This is a genomic window from Massilia glaciei, from assembly GCF_003011895.2.
GTDB classification, from domain to species: Bacteria; Pseudomonadota; Gammaproteobacteria; order Burkholderiales; family Burkholderiaceae_D; genus Telluria_A; species Telluria_A glaciei.
In genome coordinates, this window is record NZ_PXWF02000042.1 from 20,001 (window position 1) to 31,900 (window position 11,900).

Sequence of the window (11,900 nt, forward strand, 5' to 3'; positions counted from 1 at the left end):
TTGCAATTTACACGGTCGAGCGTGAAGAAATTTTAACAGCCAATGTCTTGACCAGCATGGCGCAGCTCCGCGAGGGCAAGGGGGAATACGATGCTGCCCTTAGCGCAGTGCACAACGCACTGGCGATCTATGAGAAGCGCAATGCGACCGCGACGAAAGAATACGCGCAGGCGTATCAGATCCTTGCAAAAACGTATTCCAAAAGACAGGATGTGGCGAACGCCCTGCCGGCCATGCAGCGCAGCGTCGCCATCTCGACGAAGGTGTATGGTGAAAACCATATGGAAACCGTCATCGCCCACAGTAATTTGGCCACCGTATATCTTACCTCCGGCGATTTCGCCAACGCGCGCGTGCATGCGGTGAAGGCATTGAACCTGTGCGAACAGATCGTCGAACCTTCCCAGCCATGTATCGGTGTCACGCTTGGGCAGGTCGGCTCCGTTTATTCACGAAGCGGCGACAACACCAACTCCTTGCTCTACTACAAGCGCGCCCTTGTGGCCATGGAGCGCGAGCTCGGACCGGATCATCCTAGTCTCGCCGTTGGGATTGCGAACGTGGGAGCGGGGGAAGGAAATGCTGGCAATTATGAAACCGCCATAGCGTTGACAAAACGTGGCTTAACCCTCCAAGAAAAGCAGGGGAAATCCACCTTGGCGGTAGCCAACACGCTCAATAACCTCGCATTCCTGTACGGGAAAATGGGACAGCACGAGAATGCCGTCGCGGAGATCCGGCGCGCCATCGAAATACGCGAAAAAATTCAGGGAAAATGGTCGGCTGGACTCGCCATTCCGATTAATAACTACGCATCTTTCCTCGCCGCGCTGAAGCAACCGGTCCAAGCCCAGGAGCAAGGGCGCCGGGGGCTCGCACTGGCGTTGGCGAACGGCCTTCTGAAAAGCCAGAACGACTCCTTTCAGACTTTGGCGTCGATCCAGGCAACGCCGGGCAACCAGAGCGCGACGGTGTTTCTGCGCAAGCAGGCCGTCAGCACCGTACTCAAGATCGCACAGGCGACGAAATTGCGGGACCGCGATCTCGGCAAGACATTTGTGGCGGAAAAGGCTGCCGGTTTTCGCCGCCTTATCGACGAATTGATCGGACTTGATCGACTGCCCGAGGCGCAGGAGATCTTGGCGCTGTTAAAAGGTGACGAATACCTCCACTTTGCCGGAGAACGCCTGGTAAGCACCACGATAGTTTCGTTCTCCGAATTTGAAAAGCCGTGGTTGCACAAGTTCCGCGAACACGAAACGCGTCTCGTGGCAATGACCGGCGCGTGGAGCGCATTGCAACGGAAATCGACAGCCCAGACGAGCGTGGAGGAAATACAGCGTCAAGCGGAGGCCGAGGCCGAATTGGCAGCGGAAAATCTCGCGTTCATGACTTTTTTCGAGCAAATGGCCCAAGCGTTCGCGACCAAAGAGGCACAACATTCAAGCGCCACCAAGGAAAGCCTGCAACGCTTGGGTGAGAAGCGTCAACTGCTCGAACGGCACGGCGGCGGCACGGTGGCGCTGAAATTCGTCAGCGGCGAGCGCTTGCACATCGTGTTGACAGGCGATCGCAAGCAGCTCTCGCGCCGCATTGATATCACGGCGGAGCAACTGCAGCGCAAGATCACTGCGTTCCGGCAAGTGCTGCAGAACCCCCGGAGCGACCCGGGCCCGCTTGCGCGCGAACTGTATCAATTGCTGCTTGCCCCGGTGGCTCCGGAGCTCGCGGCCATGAAGGCGCGCACCCTGCTCGTGTCGCTCGACGGCGCGTTGCGCTACCTGCCGATGGCGGGCTTGCATGACGGTAAGCGCTACCTTGCGCAACGCTACAGCTTGGCGCTGATCAGTGAATTGGGCAATCGATCCCTCGCCGACCAAGTCCGCACGACGCCCCATCTGGCCGGCTTCGGCCTGACGAAATCGGTCGCCGGATTCAAGGCATTGCCCGGCGTGCAACGCGAACTGAGCGGCATCGCCGGCGCCGGCGGGCGTGGCGTGCTGCGCGGAGAAATTCTTTTGGATGAAGCGTTCACGGCCGACAGTCTGGCGGCCTCGCTCGCAAAGGGCCATCCGTTCACACACCTGGCGAGCCATTTCGTCTACAAAGCCGGCCACGATGATGCATCGTTCCTGCTGTTGGGTGACGGCACGAGGCTCAGTATCAAGGCGCTGCAAAACCCGCGCTTCGATTTCAGCCGCACCGAGTTGCTCACATTGTCCGCCTGCGATACGGCCGCGACCGGGGTCGACGCCAACGGGCAGGAGGTCGAAGGAGTCGCTTCCATGCTACAGCAACGGGGCGCCAAAACCGTGCTTGCCACCCTATGGGCAGTCGACGATGGAAGCACGGCCGCGTTCATGCCCGCCTTCTACCGCCGCCTACAGACCAGCGTGAGCAAGCCGGAAGCATTGCGCCTGGCACAGCGCGACCTCATGCACGGGCGTTTCGCAGCCGGCGGCGCCAAACGCGGTGCCGAGCGGGTCGGGGTGGCCGGCGCGCAACCGAAGTACAAGGCTGACGAGCGCAATCGCTACGCGCACCCCTACTTCTGGGCGCCGTTCGTAATGGTGAGCAATTGGCGCTAGCAGCCTGTCGGACTTTAAAGAATCGAAGCGAAAATTCGGCTGAGCGAGGACAGATTTCGACGATTTTGAAGGTCAATAGTTATTCTATTGACCAAAAAAGCGGCGAAATATGGACCGCTCAGGCGGATTTGCAGCCGATTTCCATTAAGTCCGACAGGCTGCTAGCCTAGGGATCTGCGCGTTGGCCCCCGCCGCCGGGACGGCTCGCGATCGGACGGGGCTCTATGGTTGGGCGCCCGCCCGCGTCGTGGTCCAACTATATAAGGTCATCAAGCTGCTCGGCCATGCCGGGCGGGCGCCGTCGCCGCGCGCGTAGGGCACGCCGAATCCAGCGGCGGCAAGCAGGGCGCGCAGCCCTTCGGCGTCATCCTGGCCCGGGTCGCCGGCGCGTTTTGGCCTTGCTTCCGGGGCGCCGCGCTGGGCCAGGAAGCTGAAGTCGGCAACCAAGGTGAAAGGCGCGGCCTCCACTGCGACCGCGAGCAGTCGCTCGCGTCCCAGCGTGGTGGCGGTTATGTCCAGCGCCACCTCGACCTGTCCATTGGGCTCGACCCGGTTCGTTTCGCCGCGGTAATACGGAAAAACCGGCGCAATGCCAAAGCTGCTGTCGAGGAACAGCAAGGTCAGGTCGACCGACCGCGTGCCGCGGTTGTCGAACCTGAAGTAGATCCGATCACCGGCCTTCAGCCGGGCCAGTCCGCCCGCCGCCACGCTGGTGCGCCGCGCGCTGCCGGCAGCGCGCACCTGCATCGACAGCATCGGTTTGCCGCCGGCCGGGTCTAGCGGCATTTGCGCCGCCAACTTGAGCAGGTTTTGCACCTTGGCGATCCGTTGCAACTGCTCGTGGAGGCGCGCGGCAAGGAGTTTTTCATCGCTGCCGATCGGCACCGACCAAACGCCCTCTCCACCCGGCGCGCCATGGCGCATGCCGGCCGGCAGCAGCCAGGCCTTGGCGCCGCGCGCCACCAATTCGACGTCGGCGTGTTGTCCGGCGCCTTTCCAGGCGATCGGCACGGCGCCCGTCGCGCCGCGGCGCAACCGTTTCAGCGCCTTGCGCATCGTCCCGGTCGCGCGCGCCGGCGCCGCCACCTGTAGCGAAAGCGCGAGACCCGGATCGATCAGTCGGGCGAACGCGCCCGATCCTATGTCCGGCGCCGCTTTGCCGTCCAGGGGAAGCAAGGTCGAATGCAGGATGTCGACCTGCGTCGCCTTCAGATATGCCGGGGCGCGCGGCTCCGGCGCGGCCGCGGCCGGCTCCAGCGCGAACACGGCGCCCTCACCGAATTGATGCAGCGATCCCGCCGCGATGCTCAGTGCGCCCGCGGTCTTGTCGACTTCGACTCGCCATCGCTGGAGAGCCGGCGAGGCGGGCGCGCCAAACACAGAACGGTCGAGCATCGTACCTTCGAAGACGGGGGTCGGAAAATAGCGGTTCTGCGCCGCGTGACGGTTCAAGATGCGCTCGCCAAGTTGGCGGTAGCTGATGCCGGGATAGGCGCTCAAGGCTTGCGCCAGCGCGTAGCTGAAAACGCCGTACAACTTGCCGTTACCGGACGGGAACCGTTCCTCCAGCGTAGTTTGATCGCTCTGGGCCGCATAGAAGACGGCCAAGCCACCGCGCCCGGCGTCGTCCAATTCCTGAACTGTCGCCCTGCGAAGTGCGGTCGGTAGCGGCGCCGAGCCAGGAGGCTTCCTCGCCGGCCTCGCCGGGATGCCGAGCGCAGCGGACGCAAGTTCGCGTGTGCGCTCGTCGCCGCTGCGGCTCATCGTCCCTGCATGGCAGGTGTCGAACACCGCACAGACCGACGCGCCGCGAGCACGCATGACGTCGATCTCCAGTTTGAATTCCTTGTCGATCATCGCATTGTGGACCGCCCCGGTCTTCCCGTCCCAGCTGCGGATGTCGGAAGGAAGAAATATTTCGTCGAGCCCGTCGGTCTCATTCGCCCTGTTGATGGGCGAGGCCGGCTGTTGCGAGCCGTGTCCGGAAAAATGCAGGTAGATAATCTTGCCCGGTGCAGCGACCTCGCCGAGGCGTCGCAAGGCCTCGAGTATGGCAGCGCGGGTGGGCGGCGCCGCGCCTGCCACCGCCTGCGCAAGCACCGTGACATCGCCATCGGAAAAGCCCGCCCTGCCAATTACGGCGCGCATCATTTCAACATCATTGCGCGCGCCCGGCAACTGGCGGCTGCTGTCCAACGTTGCATATCGCGATACGCCTACCAGCAGGGCGTGCTTGTCGCCGGCGTGAGCGTCCGTTCCGGCAAAAAGAAATAGCGCGCAAGCGAGTCCAACCCCGAATGGACGCATTTTCAACGTGCCCGTTGCAAACGAAGCAGGAGGTGCCCGTTGTTGCCAACCCGGACCTGGTACTGCTTGAGCAAGGCATTCACTTGCGGTTCCACTTGGGATGGCACAAAGGCTTCGATCACGACCGCGTCGCCCAGATCGGTCGCATCCGCCGACACCCCCAGCTTCGCCAACTGGGCATCCAAAATCACGGCGGCCTGCTGTGGATCTGCCAGAAGTACAAGTTGCGCGGAGGAACTTCCACGCATCGGGGCGTCGTCGCCCGGTGTCGTCCCCGGTAACTGCGGCATGACCGTCAGCGACAGTCCTATGCCGGCCACCAGCATGGCGGCCAAGGCAAGCGGGAGACGCTTGGACCACGACACCGGCTCCGGCTGGTCGAGCAGACCTTCCGCGGCGAGCCGCGCGCGCAGCCGCTCCAGGCCCGCGTGTTCCCCGCCGGGCGCTGCCGCTTGCGCGTGCAGGGCCAGGATCGCGTCGCGCACGAGTTGCGCTTCCTGGATCGTCGCCGGTGCCGCCAGTGGCCGCCCGCCACCGGCGATGACCGCGAACCAATCGTCGTCATCGTCCCTGCTCATGTTTCCTCCCCGTCCAGATAGATGAAGCAATGCCCGAAATAGCTGCGCATTTTGATGCGGCATTGCCGGAGGTATTCGCGGGTCGCCGGATCGCTGCGGTTGAGGAAGCGCGCCACCTCCTTTGAACACAGGCCTTCCAGAACCGATAAAGTCATGGCTTCGGCGCGTTTCGGATGAGATCGTTCGAACGCCAGGAACGCGCGGCGCACGCAATCACGCAGGCCGAAGTTTGACAGCGCACCGAGCTCGCGGTGTGAATAGTAAAGGCTTGATTGCAAGGGCAGGATCTCCGCATCTTCGGCCTGGCGCCGGAGGTTTCCTTCACGCATGTGACTGCTGTAGGTGTTGTTTGCGATCGAAAACAGCCAAACCCGGAACGGCTGCTCCGGCGTGAATTGTTCGCAGTTGACGACGACCTTGATGATCACCTCCTGGAACAACTCGTCCGCCGTTTCACAGTCCAGTCCGGCAGCCATGAACTTCCTCCGAACGCTCGCGCCATAGCGCTCATACAACTGCGCGCATCCCCGTTCGCGCTCCCGCCCGCCCTTTGAGATCGCGAGCAAAGCAAGGTGATCGGGGTCCTTGTCGCGCCGCAGCTTTAGATATTTTGAGAAATTAACGAGCATAGACCTGAAAGCAGTGGAATCGGCGACGCAATTTGCCACCTGCCGGGAATCTACCAGCGATCGGCTCGCTCTACAAGGAAATGTCAATTTCCAATTGGAAAAATATATATGGGAAATACCCTGACATATTTGTCAGCGCCGAGTCTCTTGCGTTTGGATTCGGTTTGAAACAAGCTTAGCGCGCTCGCCGTTCACGTTTTGTTGCTCAACGGCATCGCAATCCGATCCTAGCCCGAGATAGGGGTATGGACGGTCTTCTCAACAATCTAGTCTAGGGATTCCAAATGAAAAAATTACTCTTGCTGTGCCTGCTCGGAATGACAGGCCTCGCCCACGCGGCCGATTATCAATGCAAGGTCTATTGCAAGAGCGGGATGACGACGGTGACCGTTCAAGCGGACAGCAGGGAAGACGCCGCCGCGAAGGTCGACCGGCAAGGCGACCAGATCTGCAAAAATGACGATCGTGGCTCGGCCACGAAAGAGACGATGCGTCCGGAGCAATGCAGCCGCAACTAAGCCAGATTATTTCAAATTGGGCAAGTGGGGGAAAGCAATTGCTAAATGCGGATTGCGAAAGTGCATGCAGTAGAACAAACGCCACTCGCCTATCATCTATCCGAAAAACGATCGCGATCAAAGTTTTGCGAGATAACAGTCTTGAAAGCACAGAGACGTCCTTCCAAGCCGGTTGCGCAGGCAAGCCGCTAAGGGCTCATGCGTACGAAAAGCGCGCCAGCTCGCCCGTGGGCCTGCTTGCCGGCACGCAAGCGGCATGCGCGGCGGGGTCACCAGTTCGATGGGCGCCATCGCCAACCTGCGCATGTCCCGTTTTAAAAGCCTGCCGCAGAATCACCGGCAGCCGGCTGCGCCGTGCGTATTATTTTCAATTAGCAATTCTAAATTTATAGGGATGTTCGTCCATGCCGACGTCACACGATGAAATAGGGCTCAAGCGCCTTCTGAAATTTCCTTCCATCTTTCTCATCGTCGCAGCTGTGTCTGGCTGTGGCAAGTCCCATTCGCCGCCAGCCGAAGCGCCGGCCGTTAGCAGTGTTCATCCTATTCAGTCCACGGTGGGACAGCCCGTCATTTTTACCTTGACTGGTTCGGCCCTGCACAATGGCTTGCAACCGCACTTGGCTGGCTGCGGCAATCTGCAAGTGACCGGCCGTTCGACAACGCAATTGACGTTTAGTTGCACGCCCACGGCATCAGGTCGGCATAAACTGCAGGTTAAGTCCGAAAATACTGCGGTGGCCGATTTTGAATTGGAATTCCAAAAAATTGGTGAGATTTTGCGCGTTAAGGAGTCGCAGTTTAGCGACGTGGTGCAGAGCAGTCTCGGAATGGATATTGTAAAAGGCCAGTTGGTGGTGCTGGGTAAAGACGGCACAACACCTCAACAAATGGCAGAACTTGCACTAAAATATAAAATGCAAGTGGTTGGGCAAGTCGATTTGGTGAATATGTACCAGCTGGAAGGCAAATTGACAGTTGTGGAGCTAGAACAGGCAAAAGCCTTGCTTGCAAAAGAAGAAGAAATTTTAAACGCGGACTTCAACGGATTTTCTAAGGCGCAAGAATATACATTGGGCGCGGAGCCGTTCAGGCCAGATGATTACTCATCCACATCCGACTCCGTGGAATGGAAATTTTTCAAATCGGATACGTATGATTATGCCGAGAAAAACTGGCACTTGCGTCATGGTCGAGTTCCGTATGCATGGCAACGTCTGAAGGATATGGGATCGTATGATAATCCGGTCTCCGTTGGTGTGGTGGACAACGGTTTCCGGCTGAACCATGAGGATCTGAGTATGACCGCGGTCCGCATGTCCGGTGTGGGCGGAAGGTACGAACCGAACAAAAATGATGATCACCATAATCATGGCATGCATGTCGCCGGCATTATTGGTGCGACGGTCAATAACGGTAAGGGAACATCCGGGGTCTCGCCAAATGGCACGGTTGTGTATGCCTATCGCACCGACTTGAGTACTATGGGAAGTCTTGCTGGAATTGCCTGGGCGGCGAGCAAGGATGTAAAAATAATAAATATTAGCTTTGGAAATGTAAATAAGCAAAAAACATTCGACAACAGGGAGTTGAGCGTCGCGGATTCTCGTGCCTCTTTCGGTTTGTTCTTAGCGCGATTGCTAACAAAAAAGGATGTGTTGATTGTTCATGCAGCAGGCAACGATTCAAATGGCTGTGACGAAGAACCCAAGTATCATGCGTGTGTCGATAAAAACTTCCCCGCAGACTTGGAAGGCTACGCTGCTTCATTGAAATCAAATTGGGGTAGCACGGAGAGCATTGAAAAATTAAAAAGCGATTTTTCGGCCGTATTGAGCACCACCGATTTGCAGGGCATCCCGGTTTTGGATTGGGTGCGCAACCATACCTTGGTAGTGGGGTCATTGGGGATTGTTGACAAGAAGATAGCAATGTCCTCTTTTTCCAACGGTGGTAGTGTCATTGATGTGTTTGCGCCGGGCACTGGCATCTATTCACTGTCGGACGTGAGCGATAAAGACTATACGTCGATGAGTGGTACTTCACAGGCTGCGCCATATGTGGCCGGTGTCGCAGCCTTGGCCCTGAAAGCAAATCCAAAACTCAGCGCCATGCAACTAAAGTGGCTGATGGCATGGCCAAACGGGCGCGCCCCGATGACACATTGGATTTGCGACTATTCGACAGGCAGGCCTTCTTGTGATGCAGTAAAGGCCAATGAAAGCGATGCGAATAAGGTGGCGGCTGGGTATGTCGCTGCAACCCGGCCCATGATTCACGCCGATAGGACCGTTTACGACGCAACCACTTGGAATGCCGTTCCAGTGGCGGTAGCGAGTGGGAATTTTTCAGTGATTGCTGTGGATACTTATTGTTCCTTGTCTCATCACGAAAATGGGCGTTATGAAGTTGGTGATGTATTTGTCGACGTACATGAATTTGAAAATGGGCAACGTGGCGGAAGGATCGCTACGGATATAGAATCTACGCCGATTTTTCTCGCAGCCGACAAACGGTACGCTTTTGTCATTAGACAGGGGAAAGAGGCGCCACTGGTTTTGGATTCTCGTTCATTCTATGTCGGTAAAAATATTTCGGCATCCTATGCGCTTTACCTGCAAGACCCTTTAAATGGTTGCATCGGCAACTTCACCCAGGATGGACGCGCTTATCAGTTGTGGCGGGAAAAAGGGGAAGGCCAAAACTATGAAGTCGTACCGCAAAGTGCAGGTGAATCATCTCCCTCAATCGTGGCCGCCCCAACCGCACCCACAGTCAATGTTGAAGCCAGTTTTTCGCTTGCAAGCACCACATTTGACGGGATCAAATCAATCGTCTGGAAATTTGGCGAGACGGTTGTGGAGATGCTTAACAATTTTGGCAACGCCATTAAGCATACGTTTCGTTCTGTCGGGGATGTCAAGGTATCCGCGGAGATAGTAAACACGGAAAGCAATACCGTTGCCACGGTGGTCTCTATGGTAAAGGTCAAGGCAATCATTGAAATCGACGAAGATTTTTTCAACGATCCCGCATTGGAACGACTCTACGATGTGCAAAAAATCGGTATGGACACCAGTGGTGGGACACTGCGCCTGCCGTTGACCGTCGGCGATGTGGACACGACCTTTCCCTTCATTTGGATTGCCAACTCGGGCGAAGGTACGATCTCCAAATTGGACGTGGCGACAGGCGTTGAGCTAGGTCGTTATCGGACGGGCCCGGGCAATGGCAACCCCTCACGGACCACGGTTGATCAAGACGGTAATGTATGGGTCGGAAATCGCAATAACAACACGATCACGAAGGTGGGCCTTAAGGAGTTTAATCAATGTGTTGATCGCAACGGCAATGGCGCTATTGAAACTTCCACAGGCGGTAAAGATATTAAAGCATGGACCGGCAATTTTGGTGATGGCCAAGGAATTGTCAACGCTTCGGACGAGTGCGTCTTGCAGCATGTTGCCTTGAAAGCAGATGGGGTAAGCACGCCACAAGATATTCGCACGATCGCTATCGACAAAGACAACAATGTCTTTGCGGGTGGAAACAACGTTGGCTCGATTTTCAAAGTGAACGGAACTACAGGGAAGATTATTAAGGCAGCGAATACCAAGGGCTCGTTTTATGGCGGCTTGATTGACAAAGACGGGAATTTGTGGGCGGCCTCGCGCCATTTTCATGGGGGGCTTGGGCGTGTACTTAAAGTGAGTCACGATCTGAGTGCATCAGAAGTGATTGATGTCGGAATATCGGTCTATGGTATAGCAATCGACAAATATGGGAAGATTTGGACAACAGAGGTTGGAACGCGTTTTTCTACGTTTGAGGCAGCGAATCCTGTAGGTACCGTAAAGGTCTATTATCAAGTGGGTAACGACCAGGCACAAGGCATTGCCACCGATGATAACGGTGACATTTTTATCGCCGGTTCCCTGTATCGCAGTGTGGTCGGGCACTATAAACAAGTGTTCACCGATGGTGCGTTCACAGGGATTGCGTTCGTTGGTAATTATCGGGTTGGCAATGGTCCGACGGGTGTGGCAGTTGATGGCAGGGGTAATGTATGGGCAACTAACTATAACGACAGTACGGTGTCAAAAATCACCTTGGCCAGCTTGCCAGCCAATGCCAAAATTGAAACGTTCGCGGTTGGTTTCCATCCCTACAACTACAGTGACATGACAGGTCGCACCGTTCGCAACATTACTAATCGTCAAGGGACGTGGGAAGCTACCTTTGATGGGGCGATTCCCAATTTTGAATGGCGGAGAGTGGTGTGGACTCTTAAACAGTCTTTGCCTGAAGGGACTGCCGTAGAGGCTTATGCCAAGGTGGCTAACTCAAAAATTGAGCTGGGCGGCGCGCAGTATGTAGAGGTGCAGAAAGATCAAGTGATGGCAGGTATGACAGGACGGTTTATTAAAGTGAAATTCCGTTTAACGTCCGACAGGCCAGGAGTCACGCCTGAAATCACAGGAATCGATTTGCAATAATTTTGCAGTGTGGGCGGCATAACTGCGCCGCCCCGACAATTAGCACTTTGCAATTAATGAGGTCAGGCCGCGCTTGCTCGACGTTAGCGCTGAGACGCCTGCGGTTTGACGCTGCCGCAATCGGCGCCCAGCCACTTCGATACCACCTCGGCCACAATGGTCTGCTGCCGGCCCGCTTCATGCATCACCACCCTCATTTTGGTGGCGTAGGTATTTGGCCCGGTGACCCGCACTTCACCCTCGCCAGTGGCGGCCGGCTCGGCGCAGGTGGACGAGAACTTCATGACGCCGCCGACAAATTTGCCCACCTTGTACTTGCAGCTATCCTGCGGCTGCAGCAGGAACTCGCTGCGCTCGGCCATTTGCTTGGTGACGCACAGCTTCATGTTCACCGCGCCATCGGGCTTCACGTTGACCTGCATGCTTTGAATCGATTCCAGATCGAGGCCCTGCTTGCCCAACATTTCCTTCATCTCCTTGCGCTGCTCGGGCGGCATGTTGGCAATTGCTTGCGACATCTGCTTGGAAATATCGGCCGTTCGCTCGCGCTCCTCCGGGGCCGGCTCGGCCATCGTCCCCTGCTGCAGTTGCCGGGCGGAATTGCCCAGCGGATTGCCGCTGATGATCTTGCTGGTGTTCTCGTACAGCCCCGGCCTGATCTTGTGCGCCGATGCGGGCGCGGCACAGATCGATGCGAGAAGGAGGACGGCTAGCGCGTTGCGACGTGGTGTCATGATGGCTCCTGTTTCGATGTATTGACAAATATACCAAGGCCACGCATCTG

General features: G+C 57.2%; 7 protein-coding genes (1 of these 7 only partly in view). 3 read left to right on the plus strand and 4 right to left on the minus strand.

Annotated elements, in window-relative coordinates:
* On the plus strand, nt 1-2,588 hold the 3' portion of the coding sequence (locus C7C56_RS03015) for a CHAT domain-containing protein (RefSeq protein ID WP_146204257.1). 253 nt of this gene lie to the left of the window's left edge; 2,588 of the gene's 2,841 nt are visible here — the last part of the coding sequence; the start codon falls outside the window, past its left edge; it ends in the stop codon at nt 2,586-2,588.
* Nucleotides 2,589-2,810: 222 nt separating this feature from the next.
* Here the strand turns inward: C7C56_RS03015 and C7C56_RS03020 are convergent, their stop codons facing one another.
* From C7C56_RS03020 to C7C56_RS03030, 3 genes are read right to left on the minus strand one after another with little or no spacing between them, the layout of a single operon-like run.
* Nucleotides 2,811-4,895 carry a caspase family protein gene (locus C7C56_RS03020; protein WP_106756020.1) on the minus strand — a complete coding sequence of 695 codons (2,085 nt, stop codon included), beginning with the start codon at nt 4,893-4,895 and terminating at the stop codon, nt 2,811-2,813.
* Between the two features lie 2 nt (nt 4,896-4,897).
* Entirely contained in the window at nt 4,898-5,473 is a 576-nt protein-coding gene (locus C7C56_RS03025; protein ID WP_106756021.1) for a hypothetical protein, read from the minus strand.
* Complete coding sequence (locus C7C56_RS03030; RefSeq protein WP_106756022.1) at nt 5,470-6,102, minus strand: RNA polymerase sigma factor; 633 nt, start codon at nt 6,100-6,102, stop codon at nt 5,470-5,472. The genes C7C56_RS03025 and C7C56_RS03030 overlap by 4 nt, the downstream gene beginning before the upstream one ends.
* Nucleotides 6,103-6,386: 284 nt before the next feature.
* Here C7C56_RS03030 and C7C56_RS03035 point away from each other — a divergent pair, with 284 nt between their 5' ends.
* Together C7C56_RS03035 and C7C56_RS03040 are read left to right on the plus strand one after the other, a co-directional pair.
* Nucleotides 6,387-6,620: a hypothetical protein gene (locus C7C56_RS03035; RefSeq protein ID WP_106756023.1), complete on the plus strand. Its 234-nt coding sequence runs from the start codon at nt 6,387-6,389 to the stop codon at nt 6,618-6,620.
* Between the two features lie 404 nt (nt 6,621-7,024).
* Nucleotides 7,025-11,116, plus strand: a complete 4,092-nt coding sequence (locus tag C7C56_RS03040) for a S8 family serine peptidase (protein ID WP_146204259.1) — start codon at nt 7,025-7,027, stop codon at nt 11,114-11,116.
* 83 nt (nt 11,117-11,199) lie between these two features.
* Here C7C56_RS03040 and C7C56_RS03045 read toward each other — a convergent pair whose 3' ends face one another.
* Nucleotides 11,200-11,850, minus strand: a complete 651-nt coding sequence (locus tag C7C56_RS03045; RefSeq protein WP_181373001.1) for a DUF3617 domain-containing protein — start codon at nt 11,848-11,850, stop codon at nt 11,200-11,202.
* Nucleotides 11,851-11,900: the final 50 nt, after the last annotated feature.

Coding starts and splice junctions, on each gene's coding strand:
- C7C56_RS03020 (WP_106756020.1), bottom strand. CDS start 4,895: ATGCGTCCATTCGGGGTTGGACTCGCTTGCGCGCTATTTCTTTTTGCC.
- C7C56_RS03025 (WP_106756021.1), bottom strand. CDS start 5,473: ATGAGCAGGGACGATGACGACGATTGGTTCGCGGTCATCGCCGGTGGC.
- C7C56_RS03030 (WP_106756022.1), bottom strand. CDS start 6,102: ATGCTCGTTAATTTCTCAAAATATCTAAAGCTGCGGCGCGACAAGGAC.
- C7C56_RS03035 (WP_106756023.1), top strand. CDS start 6,387: ATGAAAAAATTACTCTTGCTGTGCCTGCTCGGAATGACAGGCCTCGCC.
- C7C56_RS03040 (WP_146204259.1), top strand. CDS start 7,025: ATGCCGACGTCACACGATGAAATAGGGCTCAAGCGCCTTCTGAAATTT.
- C7C56_RS03045 (WP_181373001.1), bottom strand. CDS start 11,850: ATGACACCACGTCGCAACGCGCTAGCCGTCCTCCTTCTCGCATCGATC.